The following is a 15797-nucleotide window of genomic DNA, read 5'->3' on the forward strand; positions in this document are numbered from 1 at the left end:
CACGCCCGCGGTCTACGGACCGCCGTTGACGTACCAGGACAGGCACCCGGGATGGTTGCGGCAGGCGATGATCGCGGTGGCATCCGGCGCGGCGCCACGCACGCGGGGCTGCGTGGACGGCAAGCTGCAACTCTTCAGGTAGGGATTCCACGGGATCACGCCGTTGTAGCAGCCCTGCGCGACGGGTGCGGCCTGGGCGGTCGGCGTGTTGAACAGGGCGGTCGGGGCAAGTAGGAAGGCGGCGGCGGCCAGCGCGCCGTAAACGATACGAACGATTCTTTGCAAACTAATGGCCATAACGAGCGGTCCAACGCGTCTGCGCCGCAGATTATTTCAACGCGATAGCCGGAATATTCAGTCGACGCAACGACTTGTATCCAAGCGTGTTCAGTGCCAAGACCAACTTGGAAAGAGATTGAATATGAAGCGCTTTCACGTGTTGTCCGCCACCGTCGGGGCCGGCGCCCTCATCTCGCTGGGGGCATTCGCCGCCGTAGCCGTCGATCCGCAGCCGTCCGATTCGTTGATCAGCTCGGAGATGTCGACCGGGGTCACCGTGACCCAGTCGCCGAATCAGCCCGCCGGCCAGCTCCCCGCGGCCACACCGGCCATCAAGGGGCCCGCGCCGTTGCCGACCGAAGAGCAGGGGCTGCCCGGCTAAGGGTCCTGGCTCAGTTCAGCCGGATCGACTTGATCGTGACCGGTCTCGCCGGCTTCCCGTCGTGGGAACCGTCGGCGATACCGGTCACGGCGAGGTCGTCGACGATCGCGAACCCGGTCTTGTCGACCTGGCCGAACACGGTGTACGTCGGCGGCAGCATCGAATCTTTGTAGACGATGAAGAACTGGCTGCCATTGGTGTCGGGTCCGGCGTTCGCCATGGCCAGCGTGCCACGCGGATATTTGACGGCCTGCCTGAGTTGCGGGTCGAATGGCCGGAATTGGTTCGTCGGGTACTCGTTGGCGAACCGGTAACCCGGCCCGCCCCTGCCCTGGCCGGTCGGGTCGCCGCATTGCAGCACCGACATCGACGGTTCGTCGGTGAGCCGATGGCAGGGCGTGTTGTCGAAATAGTTCTGCCGGACCAGGCTTTCGAAGCTGTTGACCGTGCATGGCGCCTTGGCCCTGTCGAGGTGCACGACGATCGGCCCCGCGTTGGTGACGATCGTCGCGTCGGCCGTCGCCGGTGTGGTCGGCGTTCTGCCAGGCGCCGGCGGCTTGACCGGCTTGTCGGCCGGAGTGGCCGTGGCCGGGTATTGGCAGTTCGCGCCGAGGGTGGCCGGCGGATTGAACGGCGGCAGTTGACCGCTCCCTCCCGGCATGGTCCGCGGGATGCCGGCCCCGCCGGTCTTCTCCAGCTCCCGGGCCATCCAGGAGAAGAAGACCACCCCGGCGAGGATCACCACGATGCTCAGGACCGTCACCAGATAACTGATCACCAGTCCCGCGATGGCCAGCCCGCGGCCTTCCTCACCGGATTTCTTGATCTGCGACAGCGAGATGTGGCCGAACACGATGCCCAGCGGGGCGAACACGAACGCACAGATCAGCGACGCGATCGCCATCCCGTTGGTCGGTTGCGGCGCCGGATAGGGATACGGCCCGGGCCCGTACGGCGAGCCGTAGTGCGGTGGCTGCGGCGGGTAGTACGGCGGAGGCTGGCTCATCGCCGGCTAGTCCAGCAGGATCGACTTGATCCGCACATCCGTCGCCGGCTTGCCGTCCTGACCTCCGCCGGCCACCCCGGCCGCGGCGATCTTGTCCAGCGTCGCCAGTCCCGTCGCGTCGATCGTGCCGAACGCGGTGTAGTTGGGCGGCAACTGCGAATCCTTATAGACCAGGAAGAACTGGCTGCCGTTGGTGCCCGGCCCGGCGTTTGCCATGGCCAGCGTGCCGCGCGGGTAGACCACCGGCTGCTGCAGGGCCGGGTCGTTCGGTGGGTACTGGTCGGTGGGGTACTCATTAGCGAACTGGTAGCCAGGTCCGCCGGTTCCGCTGCCCGTCGGGTCGCCGCACTGCAGCACCGACAGCGACGGTGACGTGGTCAGCCGGTGGCAGGGGGTGTCGTTGAAGTAGCCCTTCTGGGCCAGGCTGGCGAAGCTGTTGACCGTGCACGGAGCCTTCGCGTTGTCCAGCACCAGGCCGAGGTTGCCCTGATTGGTGCTCATGCTGGCGCTGACCGTCGCGGGGTTGGTGGGCACCTTGCCGCTGTGGGGCGCGTCGACCTTCTTCGAGGCCGGTTCCGGTGATGCCGGGTACTGGCAGTTGGAGCCCAGGTTCGCGCTGGGCTTGAACGCCGGCAGGCCGCCGGTGGCGGGGGGAGCGGTCGTCGGCGCATCGGACTCGACCGGGGCGGTACTGGTGGCGCCCGACGCGGTCTTGTCCTTATCGTCCTTGTTCGTCAGCACGAACGTGACGACCAGGGCCGCGGCGACCGCGATCGCGACGATGCCGCCGATCACGACGAACAACTGTCGACGCTTCTCCTGTTGAGCACGGCGCTCCAGCTGTCGCTCGAGCTTGCGCTTGGCTGTCGCACGTCGCTGTTCGTTGGTGGGCACCGTGGTGGTCCTCCGTTGAGTTGCGGTTGAGTCGGCAACGAGTGTGCCAGTTCATGCTGAAGACACCGGCCACGACCCTCGCCATCACGGGATGGGAAACTGGACGACGTGTTGCTCACCGGGTTTCCGGCCGGCATGTTGGCATGCAATTGCTACGTGCTGGCCCCACGCGCCGGGGCCGACGCCATCGTCGTCGACCCAGGCCAGCGTGCTTTTGGCACCCTGCAGCGCATTCTCGACGAGAATCGGCTGACCCCGGCCGCGGTTCTGCTCACCCATGGGCACATCGACCACATCTGGTCGGCGCAGAAGGTGGGCGACACCTTCGGCTGCCCGGTGTACATCCACCCGGAGGACCGCTTCATGCTGGCCGACCCGATCCGTGGGTTCGGTCCCCGGCTTGGTCAGATCGCGCTCGGAGCGCTGTTCCGGGAGCCGAAACAGGTGGTCGAACTGGACCGCGACGGGGACAAGATCCAACTCGGTGGCATCACAGTGACCGTGGACCACACGCCGGGCCACACGAAGGGGTCGGTGGTGTTCCGGGTGGATCGGGCCGGCTCTCAGGACCCGATGGCGTTCACCGGCGACACGCTGTTCAAACAATCGGTCGGCCGTACCGATCTGCCGGGCGGCAGCGGCCGCGACCTCCTCGGCTCGATCGTCGAGAAATTGCTGGTGCTCGACGACGACACCCTGGTATTACCGGGGCACGGCGAATCCACGACGATCGGCCTCGAACGCCGTACCAACCCATTTCTCGAAGGTCTGAAGTGAGCGAATTCCAGGCACCCAAGGGTGTCCCTGATTACCTGCCGCCCGAGTCGGCCGAGTTTGTCGCGGTCCGCGACGGCCTGCTGCGGACGGCCCGGCTGGCCGGCTACGGCGACGTCGAACTGCCGATCTTCGAGGACACCGCGCTGTTCGCGCGCGGGGTCGGTGAATCCACCGATGTGGTGTCCAAGGAGATGTACACCTTCGCCGACCGTGGTGAGCGGTCGGTGACCCTGCGGCCCGAGGGCACCGCGGGCGTGATGCGCGCGGTCATCGAGCACGGCCTGGACCGCGGCGCGCTGCCGGTGAAGCTCTGCTATTCGGGCCCGTTCTTCCGCTACGAGCGCCCGCAGGCCGGCCGTTACCGGCAGCTGCAGCAGGTGGGGGTCGAGGCCATCGGTGTGGACGACCCGGCGCTGGACGCCGAGGTGATCGCCGTCGCCGACGCCGGCTTCCGGTCCTTGGGGCTCAGGGATTTCCGCCTGGAGATCACCTCGCTGGGTGACGACACCTGCCGTCCGCAGTATCGAGAGTTGTTGCAGGACTTCCTGTTCAAGCTCGATCTGGACGAGGACACCCGGCGGCGGGCTGAAATCAACCCGCTGCGGGTGCTTGACGACAAGCGCCCGGCGGTGCGCGAGGCGACCGCCGATGCGCCGGTGATGCTCGACCATCTCTCCGACGCGGCCAAGCAACACTTCGACACCGTGCTCGCGCACCTCGACGCGCTCGGGGTGCCGTACGTCATCAATCCGCGAATGGTGCGGGGCCTCGATTACTACACCAAGACCACGTTCGAATTCGTGCACGACGGTCTAGGCGCGCAATCGGGCATCGGCGGCGGTGGCCGCTACGACGGGTTGATGCGCCAGCTCGGCGGTCAGGACCTGTCCGGTATCGGGTTCGGGCTCGGCGTCGACCGCACGGTTCTGGCGCTGCGTGCCGAAGGCAAGACCGTCGGAAACCCAAGCCGCTGCGACGTTTTCGGCGTGCCGCTGGGGGAGCAGGCCAAGTTGGTGGTGGCGAGGCTGGCGGCGCTCTTACGGGCCGAAGGTGTGCGGGTCGATCTGGCCTACGGCGACCGTGGGCTCAAAGGCGCGATGCGCGCCGCCGATCGCTCCGGCGCACGCATCGCCCTGGTAGCAGGCGACCGGGACATCGAGGCCGGCACCGTGGGCGTGAAAGATCTCGCCGACGGCACGCAGGTCGATATCCCGGTCGACTCGGTTGTCGCCGAAGTGATTACGCGGCTGGCCTAGAACTGGCCAGCCGCGCTCGGTGATCCGGGGCCGATCAGCCCGCGGGGCACAGATCGGTCTTGGCGAAGTTGATCGCCGCATCCGCCTGAGCGTGGCTGATCGACCCGGAGTTCTTGAAGTAGGTCTGCGACAGCTCGTTCGGATCCGCACCCTGCGCGAGCGCCGAGCAGATGGTGTGGCCGTCGGCGATCAGGGCCGCCTGGTCACCGCCGATACCGGCGCTGGTCAGGTCCTTGATGTAGTCGGCCTCGGCGTTGGTGATCGCCCAGGCAGCGGGCGCGCCGACGAGCGCGATGGCTCCGGCGGCAGCAGCCGCCGTCAACAAACCTTTGATCATTGTCATGTCCCTTGTCATCGGAGTTACTGCTGCGGCAGAAGTTACTACCTTGTGACCTGACGTGCACGACAAAACCGAAAGATTTCCGATGCAATCATTCGGCACCGGTCAATCGGCTTTTCGGGACATGAATATAAAGTTGGGGTGTAGCTCCCCGCCATTTAACCAATTCTCACGAGATTCTTGGCGCAACCTTGGCCGGTTTGGGAACCGTGTCGTTCGTGCGGGCCGTTGAACAGGTATGAACACCGCAAACGGCGCAGTCGGCACCCAGCTCATCGAGAGCTATCTGGAAAGCCGGCAAATGCGGTATTTCCGTGGTCACCACGACGACGAGTTCTTTTTCCTCGTCAACGCCTACCACGGTCGTTTGCATGTGCACATGCAGCCGCTCGGTTCTGCCGTACACATCAGCATCACCGCCGAGCGCTATTACCCGGCCGATCACCGGGCCGGGGTCGCGACGCTTATTCAGCAGTGGAACGACGCCGATTCCCACGCCGCCGCGACCGTGTTCGCGTCGTCGGATCCGCGGCTGGTCGGGGTGATCGCCGAACGACGCTATCGCGCCGATGACGGTGAGTTCGGTCCCTTGGTCGATCAGACGGTCCAGTCGGCGATCGACCTGTTCGGCCGGTTGCGCGCCGCGGTGGCCTCGCCGTCCGACGGCACCCACCTACTCGACGCGGGCTGAGCGCCGATAGCGGACGAACCAGATCGTTCCCACGGCCGCCGCCAGCACGACCACGATCGCCGATGCGCCCAACGCCACGAGGAAGGCACCCACGTCGGCGTCGCCGTCATCGCGGCCGATGACGCGCTGATACGGGTCGTCGTTGGGGGCGCGGGAGAAGATGAAATCGGTTGCGATCGAGGATGGTTCGGTGATGGTTGTCGAAATCTTGGCAGGTACGGATTTCTGGTGCTCAGTTCGGTGAGTGACTGATCGGTGGTGCGGCCTTCGATCGATCCGGCGTAGTCGACGGTCACGTCCTGCCGGGAGGCGTCGGCGTCCGTGCGTTGCATTCGATGCTGTCCGAGGGTGTAGATCGTCACCCGTTGAGTGTCCTTGGCTACGGCCGACATTCGCATGGGATACACCTGCCGGTCGGACGTGAAGTCCAGCCGGACCGGGTCCAGCTGGCCGCTCAGCGGTGCGCCGCCGGTGAGTCGCATGGCCACGAACGACCAGCCCTGTTTCAGGTACGGGTCGAGCGCAGCGGTGACCTCCGGGCGCATCGTGTATCCGTTGGAGTCCAGCCAGTGCCGTACGCCGGTCAGGTCGCCGCCGGTCAGCGTGGTCGCCTCCAGCGGGCCGAGTTGCACCTGCGCCACCACCGTCGGCCCGCCGCCGGGTACGGCGCCGGCCTCCTCGAGGCCGCTGTGTCCGGTTCCGCCGTGTTCGATCCGGGGTGCGGTGAGCCGCTCGAGCTCGCGGAACAACCCGGGTTCGGCCTGGCTGGCTGTGGCCGGCGTCGGGGTGGGCACGATCAGCGCGGCGTTGTCGGCCACCGAGTGCAGATCCAGGCGCATGACGATGGTCTCGGCGTTGCCGTCGAGGGCGACCAGGCTCTGTTCACCGGTCACCCGCGCATCAAGGTCGGGGCTGACGATGCCGCCGCACGCGCAGGTACCCGCGGTCGTGCCGGGACCGCCGACCAGCATGCCGGCGGCCAGGACGGCCGCTGCGACGATCCGTACCGGGCGCATCATGGCTCCTCTGCGTCGAACCGCCTGCCGAAGGTCATCCGGCTCAACATCCGGTCGCGCAGCGTGAGGGTGTGCAGCAGCACCGCCGAGACGTGCGCGGCGATCGCGGCCACCAGCAGGTAGGCGAGCACTGAATGTGTCTGCCGCAGCAGGAAGAACAGGTCGGCGTCGAACGGCGCGATCCGCGGTAGGGGCAGCGATCCGAACACGACGACCGGCCGGCCGGCAGCCGAGACCATCGCCCACCCGACCAGCGGCTGCGCCAGGAGCAGGGCGTACAGCCCGATCTCGGAGCCGACGACCAGCAGGTGCTCGACGGAGCCCACCGTGTCCGGCAGCCGCGGGGTGCGGTGGGTGAAGCGGTTGGCCGCCCGGATCACCACGATCACCAGGATCGACACCCCGAGTGTCACGTGCACGCCGAGCAGCGCGCCGTAGCCACCCAGCGAGTTGACCATCACGAACCCGATGAACAACGCGGCGAATACTCCAATAGCGGTCAGCCAGTGCAGGATTCGGGTGCGGACGGGATAGCGGTCGACCGGTGTCATGCGCTGACCTCGGTCACCTGAACCGCTGACGGTGATGTCGGTTCGCCGGTGCGCTGCCGATACGACGCCGCGTAGACGTCGGACCGGGCGGACAGCAGCGGGTCGTCGGAGGGCTCGATGCCGTCGGGGAGGACCAGTGGGTCGAAGTTGATGTCGCGGGCGTTGCCCAACGCCTCGGTCGCCGCGGAGGTGAGGGTGAGCGTGCCGACCTCGATGCTGTGCCGGTCGTCGGGCCAGGCCAGGGTGGGGTCGGTCAGCGGATCGTCGGGGTTGGCGACGGTGATCATCAGCCGCCACCGCAACGGACCGGCGCGCAGCTGGCGGACCACGGCGTCGAACAATCCGTTGGCGTCGCCTGGTCGTGGCGGCGGGGCGGTCTGCTGCGGCACGAGCGACCACCGCACCGCCGAGCGCTCGCCTGCGTTGTTGACGAAGAAGAACGTGTTGAGGCTGCGAAAGGTGCTGTCGCCGAAGCCCGCCGACGGGGGATGCTGCTTTATGATGGCGTTGGCGGCGGCGGTCTCGGGGTGGGCGGCCAGGAAGGCCTTCATCGCCGCCGGGTCGGGCTGCCCGGTACCGGGGACGATCTTGGAGGCCAGCAACCGGTCGTAGAACCCGCGCGCGGAATTGTCCGGGAACACCGGCAGGTTCAGCATCGCAGTGCGCCACTGCCGGCTGTCGGGAAATCCGAACGCCAGCCCGAGCCCGCGGGCGGCGCCCGGGGTGTCGGCGACGGTGGGGTTGCCACCGGCCAGCGAGAACCGGCCGACGACGGGGTACTGACCCGGGCGGAACACCGCGGCACGGCTGAGTTCCTGTCCCTTGCCGTTGCTGTCGAAGTAGCCGGTGACGATGACGCCTTTGGCGTGGTTCTTGCGGAAGCCGAGGTGGCGTCCGTAGACGCTGAGGAACCCGTCCAGGAATGTCTGTCGAGTCATCCCGGACCCGATCCATTTGTTGGCGTAGGCGACGGCACCGAGGTCGACGGCCAAGAAGGCGCCGACCGCCCCGAGCCCGACCAGAACCGACCGGCGGCTGACCGCCGTATTCACTCCCCAGGGAGGACGATTGGTCACTTAACTACGGACGCGCCGGGCAGAGGATTTGTTCACTGCCGTGACAGAGCTCACGGTCGCAAGTTTAGATCGCCATCGCCGCACGGACGTCGGACTCCGATGCCGACCCGCCGGTGCCGCTGGAGGTGACCCGCCCGGCCTCCAAGATGTAGTAGCGCTGAGCCGACTCGAGTGCGAACCCGATGTGCTGTTCGACCAGCAGCACACCGAGATCACCGCGGCGGGTGAGCGCGGTGATCGCCGCCTCGATCTCGGCGACCACCGAGGGTTGGATGCCTTCGGTCGGTTCGTCGAGAATCAGTATCTTGGGGCTGGTGATCAGCGCTCGTGCAATGGCCAACTGCTGGCGCTGACCGCCGGAGAGCAGACCCGCCCGGCGGGTCAGCAGTTCCTTGAGCGCCGGGAACAGGTCGAGCTGTTCGTCGATCAACTGCTTACCGTTCTTGCGACCGTCGGCGACGACCTGAAGATTTTCGGCTGTGGTCAGCTGCCCGAAGGACTGCTGCCCCTGCGGCACATACGCCAGTCCACGGGCCACCCTCGCGTTGGGCCGCAACCGGGTCACGTCCTCGCCGTGCAGCAGCACTTGGCCCGAGCTGCATTTCAACAGACCGACCGCTGCCCGCAGCAAGGTCGTCTTGCCCGCGCCGTTGTGGCCCATCACCGCGGCGACGCCGTCCGAGGGCACCTCGATGCTGACGGAGTGGATGACCTGTGAGCGCCCGTATCCGGTGCGGACATCGATGAGCTGCAACACTATTCGACCGCCTCCAAGTCTCCTGCCGCGGCGGTGCCGAGGTAGACCTCCTGAACCTTCGGGTTGGCCTGCACCTCGGCGACCGACCCTTCGGCGATCACCTGACCGCGAGCCAGCACCGTCACCGACGTGGCGAATGCCCGCATGAAATCCATATCGTGCTCGACGACCACCACGGTGCGCGAGGAGCCGATGCGGCGCAACAGGTTTCCGGTCTCCTCGCGTTCCTCGCCGCTCATTCCGGCGACGGGTTCGTCGAGCAGCAGCACGTCAGCGTTCTGCACCAGCAGCATGCCGATCTCCAGCCACTGCTTCTGGCCGTGGGCCAGCACCCCCGCCGGCTGGTCGGCCAGCTCGGTCAGTCCGATCGTGTCGAGCGCCTCCTCGATGGCGGGCAGCACCCCGCGCCGCCGGCGCAGCAGTGTCCACCACGACCGTCCCGCTCCCGCAGCGATGTCCAAATTCTGCAGTACGGTCAGCTGCTCGAAGACGCTGGCGGTCTGGAAGGTTCGGCCCACGCCGCGCCGGGCGATCTGATGCACCTTCTTGCCGAGCAGGTCCACACCCGACTTGTTGACCGAGCCTTCTGCCGGTACCAGACCGGTGATCGCGTCGATGACGGTGGTCTTGCCTGCCCCGTTCGGACCGATCAGGAACCGCAGGTCGCCCTGGAACAGGGTGAGGTCGACGTTGTTGACGGCCTTGAATCCGTCGAAGTCGACGGTCAGTCCGCGGACTTCGAGGTATTCGGTGCCCATGCCGACATTGCCGCCGGCTACCGGTTCGGCGGTCTCGGTCATGATGTGGCTCCGACGGTTTCGGCCTGCGGCTGCGGGACGTCACCGGCGAGCGGGACGGCCTTGGCGCGGCGACGCCGGCGCAGCAGGGCTCCGATGCCGGCCAGCCCGGCCGGGAAGAAGCCGACGACGACGATGAACAGGATTCCCTGGGCGTATATCCACCCGGACGGAAAGCGTTCGGAGAACGCGGTTTGCGCCCACGCCACACCGATCGCCCCGAGGATGGGGCCGAGCAGGGTGGTGCGGCCGCCGATCGCGACCCCGATCAGGAACGCGATGGAGGGCACGACTCCGACCTGAGCCGGGGTGATGAAACCGATGATTGGTGCGAATAGCGCGCCGGCGATGCTGGCGAACAGTGCGGCGGCGGTGTAGGCCACGACCTTGATGGTGGCGGGGTCGTAGCCGAGGAAGCGCACCCGCTCCTCGCCGTCGCGCACCGCGACCAGAAGTTCACCGTAGCGGCTCTGCATCAGCTGACGTACCACCGCGACAACCACCAGCAGGGTGCCCGCTGCGATGAAGTACAGCATCTGCCGGTTCACCGGATCGGAAAGCCGAAAACCGAAGAATGTGCGAAAACCGTTGAGCCCGTTGCTGCCGCCCACCGTCGCCTGCCCGACCAGCAGGATGGCCAGTGCCGCGGCCAGGGCCTGGGACAGGATCGCGAAATAGGCGCCCTTGACTCGGCGTTTGAACACCCCGAGGCCGAGCAGAGCCGCGATGCCGGTCGGAATGACCACGATCGCGGCGATGGTGAATGCCGCGGACGAGAACGGCTCCCAATACGACGGCAGCGCAGGGATTCCCGCGATCTGCATGAAGTCCGGGACGGGCTGCTTGCGGATCTCGGCGTCGGCGATCTTGAGGTGCATGCCCATCATGTAGGCGCCCAGCCCGAAGAACACGCCCTGGCCGAGGGTGAGCATGCCGCCGCGGCCCCAGGCGAGACCGATGCCGGCGGCGACGATCGCATAGCACAGGTACTGCCCGAGCAGGCCGAGCCGGAAGCTGGACAGCATCGCAGGCGCAACACCGAACAGCACGATCGCGGCAACGGCGAAGCCTGCCCATGTCTGCCATCGGCCGAGCAGCGTCCTCATACCAAACTCCTTGTCCGCACGGTGAACAAGCCCTGGGGGCGCACCTGCAGGAAGATCACGATGATCACGAACACGATCACCTTTGCCAGCGATGCGGTGGTGCTGTATTCGATGAAGGAGTTCATCAACCCGAGTGCGAATGCGGCGATCACGGTGCCCTTGATCTGGCCGAGACCGCCGACGACGACAACCAGGAAGGCGTCGATCAGATAGCTCTGCCCGATCGTCGAACTCGTCGACCCGATCAACGTGAGTGCGACACCGGCCACGCTGGCGAGCCCCGAACCGATGAAGAAGGTGGTGATGTCGGTGCGGCGGCTCGAAATCCCACTGGTCTCAGCCAGATCCCGGTTCTGCACGACGGCACGGATACGCCGCCCCATCGGGCTCATCTTGAGCACCGCCGCCAGGACGATGACGCTGACCACCGCCAGCACCAGGATGAAGATCCGGGTCTTGGGCACCACCGCGCCGAGGATTTCGACGCCGCCGGACAGCCACGCCGGTGCGGTTACGTTGACCGCGGGCGCACCGAAGATGCTGCGGGCTGCCTGCTGCAGGATCAGCCCGACACCGAACGTCACCAGCAGCGTGTCCAGTGGCCGGTCGTACATCCGCTGAATCAAGGTGACTTCCAGCAGAACCCCGAGCAGGCCGCCGACCACAAATCCTACGACGAGCGAAACCAGCAGCGACGCACCGGTATTCGAGATCACCTTCTGCACCACGAAGGCGGTGTAGCAGCCGACCATGATGAACTCGCCGTGCGCCATGTTGATGACGCCCATCTGGCCGAAGGTCAGGGACAGCCCCAATGCGGCCAGCAACAGGATCGAGCCGAGGCTCAATCCCGTCGCCAGCTGTCCGACAAGGACTTCCATGCGGGTGCTAGGCCGACAGGCCCTTGGCCCACGGGTAGGACTTCAGGTACGGGTCCGGCGTGATCGGGCCGGGGGACTCCCAGATCGTGTAGATCAGCCCGTCGGGATGGATCTCGCCGATCCGGGCGGTCTTGGTGATGTGGTGGTTCCCGCCGTCGATGGTGACCAAGCCTTCAGGGGCGTCGAATGTCACGCCGCCGCAGTTGTCCTGAATCGCCTTGACGTCAAACGACTTGCCCTTCTCGACGGTGTTCTTCCACAGGTACACCGACACGTAGGCGGCTTCCATCGGGTCAGAGGTCACCCGGTTCTGCCCGTACTTGTCCTTGAACGCCTTGACGAAGGCCTTGTTCACCGGATTGTCCAGCGTCTGATAGTAATTCCACGCGGTCAGCTGGCCGGCGATGTTCTGCGCGCCGATGCCCTGGACCTCTTCCTCGGCGATCGACACCGAGACCACCGGCATCTTCTGCGGGGTGAGCCCGGCGTTGGTGTACTCCTTGAAGAACGCGACGTTGGAGTCGCCGTTGAGGGTGTTGAACACCGCACCCGCGTTGGACGCCCGCACCTTGTTGACGATCGTGGAGAAGTCGGTCGAGCCCAGCGGCGTGTAATCCTCGCCCTTGATCTCGATGCCGTTGGCCGCCGCGTACGCCTTGATGATGCGGTTGGCGGTCTGCGGGAACACGTAGTCGCTACCCACCAGGTACAGCGACGTGACGCCCTTTTCCTTGAGGAAGTCCAGGGCCGGCACGATCTGCTGGTTGGTGGTGGCGCCGGTGTAGAAGATGTTCTTCGACGATTCCAGGCCCTCATATTGCACGGGGTAGTAGAGCAGGGAGTTGTTGCTCTCGAAGACCGGCAGCATGGCCTTACGGCTCGAGCTCGTCCACCCGCCGAATACCGCGGCTACGCAGTCGTCCTTGATCAGTTTTTCCGCCTTCTGGGCGAAGACCGCAGGATCAGAGGCCCCGTCCTCGCCGACGACCTGGATCTGCTTGCCCAGCACACCGCCCTTGGCGTTGATCTCGTCGACGGCGAGCTTGATGGCGTCGCGCACCGTGACCTCGGAGATGGCCATCGTCCCTGACAGCGAGTTCAGCGAACCCACCTTGATATTGGACCCGGACGTGTCCACGCATGACTCAGACTTTGCTGTGTCGGTTTCGCTGGCCTTGCTGCCGCAGCCGGACAGCACCAGTCCTGCCGTCAGTGCCACACCTGTGGCGGCCAGGAATGATCGATTCAATGCGGAACGCCGGCGTTGCATAGAGGCCCTTTCATGTTGGGAACGACAAGCTTTGGGCCACGACAGACCTGTTGGCCCCCGACCCAGGGTTTGTGTCGACCCGGACGTTAGAGCGGGTAAGTTTCTGTGACATATCTGTGTGTGACGAACGCGTTAACCTGCTAGTCATTCGCTGGTACCCCGGGCGCCCCGACACGGGTAACGATGTCGGTAGCGTCGTCGATATGGGCGATATGCGAAATGTGACAGCAAGAGTCGGGGCGGCGCTGGTGTTGGCGGCTGCCGGTGTTGCGGGCACTAGCGCGGTAGCCGGCGCCGATCCGGCGCCCGGACACCAGGTGACCTACACGCTCGCGACGGGCGGCACGTACGACTTCACCATCACCTATCTGACGGCGCAGCCGCCGAGCAAAGACGCCTTCAACGCCGACTCCAATCCGTTCATGAAGCGCGAGACCATCACCGTGTCGCCGGATGCACCGTGGGTTTTCCAGACCACCCTCGAGGACCCGCAGTGGGCATTCCTGCAGGTGGCGAGCACGACGCACGGTGGACAGGGCGCGCCGAACGCGCACTGCGAGGTCTCCATCGACGGCCAGGTCGCCGTAGCGCAGGACGCGCCGTACAGCCCGCAGTGCTACCTGAGCAAGTGGACCTCATAACCGCTTGCTGAAGAACACCCGACGGAACCCGTCCTGACCGGCGCGGTGCGTTTCGACATAGCCGAAGCGCGGGTACATCGCGATGTTCTCGGTCATCGCCGCATTGGGGTAGAGCCGGACTTCCGTTCGGCCGGCCTCGCGGGCGTCGTCCTCCGCGCGGCGCAGCAGTAGCGCCCCGTATCCGAGGCCCTGTGCCTCAGGATCGACGGCGACGGCGTCGAGCAGCAGATGGTCGTCTTTCACGCAGGTGACCAGGCTGCCGACCAGCTGCCCGCCACGCGTCAGCACCCACACAGTGGCCTCGCCGATCAGCGCGGCATAGTCGGCGTCCATCGGCGCCGGCCTGCGGCCGATGCGTGCGACGTACTTCTCGTAGGCCCGCTCGGCGAGCTCGGCGATGAACTCGGCATCGGACGGGTTCGCCCGGCGCAACGACGGCTCGGCCACGCATCCACCGTAGGTACGCTGGGAGCGGTGGGCACCTCGATAGCTGTTGTCGGTCCCGGCGCGATCGGTTCTACCGTCGCGGCGCTGCTGCACGCCGCCGGTCATGCCGTAACCGTGTGCGGGCACACGCCGCGCGACGAGATCGAGGTGCGGCCCGAGAGCCAGGAGGCGATCGTCGTGCCCGGCCCGGTGCTGACCGATCCGGCCGACGTTGCGGGTCCCGTCGACCTGGTTTTCCTGGCGGTCAAGGACACCCAGAACGAGCACGCGGCCGCCTGGTTGCAGCGGCTGTGCACCGGCGACACGATCGTGTGTGTCCTGCAGAACGGCGTCGAGCAGATCGAGCGGGTCGGCCGATTCAGTCCGAGCGCGCATATCGTGCCCGCGGTCGTGTGGTTCTCGGCCGAGAGACAGCCGGAGGGCTGGGTGCGGCTGCGCACGGAAGCGCGCCTGGTGCTACCCGACGGCGAGGATGCGGAGACCCTGGCGGCGGTGCTGCGCCCGGGCGGGATGACGGTCGAACTCGATCCCGACTTCATCACCGCGGCGTGGCGCAAGCTGTTGGTCAACGCCCTGGCCGGGTTCATGGTGCTGGCCGGGCGGCGATCCGGCATGTTCCGGCGCGACGATGTCGCCGCCCTGGCGCGCCGCTATCTGACCGAATGCCTGGCCGTGGCCCGCGCGGAGGGCGCACGGTTGCCGGACGCCGTGATCGACCAAATGGCGGAGATGTTCGCGACCGCACCCGAGGACCTGACGACGTCCATCCTCACCGACCGGGAAGCCCGGCGCCGGCTGGAATGGGACATCCGCAACGGAGTCATCGTCCGCAAGGCCGCCGAGCACGGGCTGGCCACCCCGGTCGGCGATGTACTGGTCCCGCTGCTGGCCGCCGCCAGCGACGGACCCGGCTGACCAGGTGGCATCCTGGCGAGGTGGGGCTGATATTCCGGTTGCTCGAGCTGCTGCTCGTGATCGTGCCGCTGGCCGGCGCGATCTATGCCGCCGTGCGAGGCGTCTCCGCGATCAGACGGCAGAACGAATCGGATGAGCTGCCGCCGGCCCCGCAACTGGCGAGCCGGAAAAGTCAAGCGGCACAATGGCGCACCGTCACCCGAGTGATCGACGAGCACAGTCGCACCGACGCCCGCTGGCTGGAGTACGAGCTTGACGCCGCCAAACTGCTCGACTTCCCGGCGATGACCGACATGCGAGATCCGCTCACGGTGGCGTTCCACCGGGCCAAGCTGCGCGCGGAACTGTTGCGTCCGGGCAAGGCCGAGGACCTCCTCGACGACCCGGAGGCCGCGCGCCAGTACCTCGACGCCGTCGAGGCCTATGGCACCGCGTTCGAGGCCGCCGAGAACGAGGCCCGGCGGCGCCGTCGCGGTGACTTCTCCAGGGAAGACCAGCAGCGAATGACCCGCGCGCAGAGCCTGCTTCGCGTCGCCGCCGACAGCGGCGCCACCCCGCAGGAACGCGAACGGGCCTACGACCTGGCCCGCGGCGAGCTCGACGGGCTGCTGGTCCTGCCCGACCGGACCACCGCGGCCCTCGAACGCGGCATCGCCGGGGAACTCGACGACTGACGAGCCCTTGACACGCCATCGAACGTGCGTTCGAATAGAAC

20 protein-coding genes are annotated in these 15797 nt (G+C 66.6%); 7 read left to right on the forward strand and 13 right to left on the reverse strand.

Annotated elements, in window-relative coordinates:
• Positions 1-12: 12 nt before the first annotated feature.
• Positions 13-285 carry a hypothetical protein gene (locus tag K0O64_RS12500; protein WP_225933702.1) on the reverse strand — a complete coding sequence of 91 codons (273 nt, stop codon included), beginning with the start codon at positions 283-285 and terminating at the stop codon, positions 13-15.
• Positions 286-421: 136 nt separating this feature from the next.
• Here K0O64_RS12500 and K0O64_RS12505 point away from each other — a divergent pair, with 136 nt between their 5' ends.
• Positions 422-661, forward strand: coding sequence for a hypothetical protein (locus tag K0O64_RS12505; RefSeq protein WP_220046409.1), 240 nt, complete (start codon positions 422-424; stop codon positions 659-661).
• A 10-nt stretch (positions 662-671) separates the two neighbouring features.
• On the opposite strand, the gene K0O64_RS12510 is transcribed toward K0O64_RS12505, so the two are convergent.
• Positions 672-1667, reverse strand: a complete 996-nt coding sequence (locus tag K0O64_RS12510; RefSeq protein ID WP_220046410.1) for a peptidylprolyl isomerase — start codon at positions 1665-1667, stop codon at positions 672-674.
• A gap of 6 nt (positions 1668-1673) precedes the next feature.
• Entirely contained in the window at positions 1674-2561 is an 888-nt protein-coding gene (locus K0O64_RS12515) for a peptidylprolyl isomerase (RefSeq protein WP_096311276.1), read from the reverse strand.
• 108 nt (positions 2562-2669) lie between these two features.
• On the opposite strand from K0O64_RS12515, the gene K0O64_RS12520 reads away from it, so the two are divergent.
• A complete protein-coding gene (locus tag K0O64_RS12520) occupies positions 2670-3338 on the forward strand; it encodes an MBL fold metallo-hydrolase (protein ID WP_071945459.1) in 669 nt (222 codons plus the stop codon).
• Entirely contained in the window at positions 3335-4594 is a 1260-nt protein-coding gene (gene hisS / locus K0O64_RS12525) for a histidine--tRNA ligase (RefSeq protein ID WP_096311278.1), read from the forward strand. The genes K0O64_RS12520 and hisS overlap by 4 nt, the downstream gene beginning before the upstream one ends.
• Before the next feature lie 34 nt (positions 4595-4628).
• Here the strand turns inward: hisS and K0O64_RS12530 are convergent, their stop codons facing one another.
• Entirely contained in the window at positions 4629-4931 is a 303-nt protein-coding gene (locus tag K0O64_RS12530) for a DUF732 domain-containing protein (RefSeq protein ID WP_220046411.1), read from the reverse strand.
• 241 nt (positions 4932-5172) lie between these two features.
• On the opposite strand from K0O64_RS12530, the gene K0O64_RS12535 reads away from it, so the two are divergent.
• On the forward strand, positions 5173-5625 hold the full coding sequence (locus tag K0O64_RS12535) for a YbjN domain-containing protein (RefSeq protein ID WP_220046412.1): 453 nt from the start codon (positions 5173-5175) through the stop codon (positions 5623-5625).
• On the opposite strand, the gene K0O64_RS12540 is transcribed toward K0O64_RS12535, so the two are convergent.
• The 8 genes from K0O64_RS12540 to urtA all read right to left on the reverse strand — a co-directional run bounded on the left by K0O64_RS12540 (position 5532) and on the right by urtA (position 13079).
• Positions 5532-6641, reverse strand: a complete 1110-nt coding sequence (locus K0O64_RS12540; RefSeq protein ID WP_220046413.1) for a DUF2330 domain-containing protein — start codon at positions 6639-6641, stop codon at positions 5532-5534. The genes K0O64_RS12535 and K0O64_RS12540 overlap by 94 nt on opposite strands.
• The gene (locus K0O64_RS12545; RefSeq protein WP_096311281.1) at positions 6641-7192 is read right to left on the reverse strand and encodes a cytochrome b; all 552 of its coding nucleotides are present in this window, start codon (positions 7190-7192) and stop codon (positions 6641-6643) included. The genes K0O64_RS12540 and K0O64_RS12545 overlap by 1 nt, the downstream gene beginning before the upstream one ends.
• Positions 7189-8268 (reverse strand): catalase family peroxidase, encoded by a 1080-nt coding sequence (locus K0O64_RS12550; RefSeq protein WP_225933703.1) that lies wholly within the window; start codon positions 8266-8268, stop codon positions 7189-7191. The genes K0O64_RS12545 and K0O64_RS12550 overlap by 4 nt, the downstream gene beginning before the upstream one ends.
• Positions 8269-8332: 64 nt before the next feature.
• A complete protein-coding gene (urtE, locus tag K0O64_RS12555) occupies positions 8333-9025 on the reverse strand; it encodes an urea ABC transporter ATP-binding subunit UrtE (protein WP_071945446.1) in 693 nt (230 codons plus the stop codon).
• Positions 9025-9825 (reverse strand): urea ABC transporter ATP-binding protein UrtD, encoded by an 801-nt coding sequence (gene urtD, locus K0O64_RS12560; protein ID WP_096311282.1) that lies wholly within the window; start codon positions 9823-9825, stop codon positions 9025-9027. Before urtD ends, urtE begins: the two co-directional genes overlap by 1 nt.
• A complete protein-coding gene (gene urtC / locus K0O64_RS12565) occupies positions 9822-10928 on the reverse strand; it encodes an urea ABC transporter permease subunit UrtC (protein ID WP_220046414.1) in 1107 nt (368 codons plus the stop codon). Before urtC ends, urtD begins: the two co-directional genes overlap by 4 nt.
• The gene (urtB, locus tag K0O64_RS12570; protein ID WP_220046415.1) at positions 10925-11809 is read right to left on the reverse strand and encodes an urea ABC transporter permease subunit UrtB; all 885 of its coding nucleotides are present in this window, start codon (positions 11807-11809) and stop codon (positions 10925-10927) included. Before urtB ends, urtC begins: the two co-directional genes overlap by 4 nt.
• 7 nt (positions 11810-11816) lie before the next feature.
• On the reverse strand, positions 11817-13079 hold the full coding sequence (urtA, locus tag K0O64_RS12575) for an urea ABC transporter substrate-binding protein (RefSeq protein WP_220046416.1): 1263 nt from the start codon (positions 13077-13079) through the stop codon (positions 11817-11819).
• 203 nt (positions 13080-13282) lie between these two features.
• Here urtA and K0O64_RS12580 point away from each other — a divergent pair, with 203 nt between their 5' ends.
• The gene (locus K0O64_RS12580; protein WP_164520065.1) at positions 13283-13720 is read left to right on the forward strand and encodes an Rv2576c family protein; all 438 of its coding nucleotides are present in this window, start codon (positions 13283-13285) and stop codon (positions 13718-13720) included.
• Here the strand turns inward: K0O64_RS12580 and K0O64_RS12585 are convergent.
• Positions 13715-14167 carry a GNAT family N-acetyltransferase gene (locus tag K0O64_RS12585; protein ID WP_164520066.1) on the reverse strand — a complete coding sequence of 151 codons (453 nt, stop codon included), beginning with the start codon at positions 14165-14167 and terminating at the stop codon, positions 13715-13717. The genes K0O64_RS12580 and K0O64_RS12585 overlap by 6 nt on opposite strands.
• 27 nt (positions 14168-14194) lie before the next feature.
• On the opposite strand from K0O64_RS12585, the gene K0O64_RS12590 reads away from it, so the two are divergent.
• Both K0O64_RS12590 and K0O64_RS12595 read left to right on the forward strand, forming a co-directional pair.
• Positions 14195-15082, forward strand: a complete 888-nt coding sequence (locus tag K0O64_RS12590; protein WP_071945431.1) for an oxidoreductase — start codon at positions 14195-14197, stop codon at positions 15080-15082.
• A gap of 20 nt (positions 15083-15102) precedes the next feature.
• A complete protein-coding gene (locus K0O64_RS12595; RefSeq protein ID WP_071945429.1) occupies positions 15103-15756 on the forward strand; it encodes a hypothetical protein in 654 nt (217 codons plus the stop codon).
• Positions 15757-15797 lie beyond the last annotated feature (41 nt).

The sequence above is a fragment of the Mycolicibacterium pallens genome, assembly GCF_019456675.1.
GTDB classification, from domain to species: Bacteria; Actinomycetota; Actinomycetes; order Mycobacteriales; family Mycobacteriaceae; genus Mycobacterium; species Mycobacterium crocinum.

Coding starts and splice junctions, on each gene's coding strand:
- K0O64_RS12505 (WP_220046409.1), top strand. CDS start 422: ATGAAGCGCTTTCACGTGTTGTCCGCCACCGTCGGGGCCGGCGCCCTC.
- K0O64_RS12510 (WP_220046410.1), bottom strand. CDS start 1,667: ATGAGCCAGCCTCCGCCGTACTACCCGCCGCAGCCACCGCACTACGGC.
- K0O64_RS12530 (WP_220046411.1), bottom strand. CDS start 4,931: ATGATCAAAGGTTTGTTGACGGCGGCTGCTGCCGCCGGAGCCATCGCG.
- K0O64_RS12535 (WP_220046412.1), top strand. CDS start 5,173: ATGAACACCGCAAACGGCGCAGTCGGCACCCAGCTCATCGAGAGCTAT.
- K0O64_RS12540 (WP_220046413.1), bottom strand. CDS start 6,641: ATGCGCCCGGTACGGATCGTCGCAGCGGCCGTCCTGGCCGCCGGCATG.
- K0O64_RS12545 (WP_096311281.1), bottom strand. CDS start 7,192: ATGACACCGGTCGACCGCTATCCCGTCCGCACCCGAATCCTGCACTGG.
- urtD (WP_096311282.1), bottom strand. CDS start 9,825: ATGACCGAGACCGCCGAACCGGTAGCCGGCGGCAATGTCGGCATGGGC.
- urtC (WP_220046414.1), bottom strand. CDS start 10,928: ATGAGGACGCTGCTCGGCCGATGGCAGACATGGGCAGGCTTCGCCGTT.
- urtB (WP_220046415.1), bottom strand. CDS start 11,809: ATGGAAGTCCTTGTCGGACAGCTGGCGACGGGATTGAGCCTCGGCTCG.
- urtA (WP_220046416.1), bottom strand. CDS start 13,079: ATGCAACGCCGGCGTTCCGCATTGAATCGATCATTCCTGGCCGCCACA.
- K0O64_RS12580 (WP_164520065.1), top strand. CDS start 13,283: ATGGGCGATATGCGAAATGTGACAGCAAGAGTCGGGGCGGCGCTGGTG.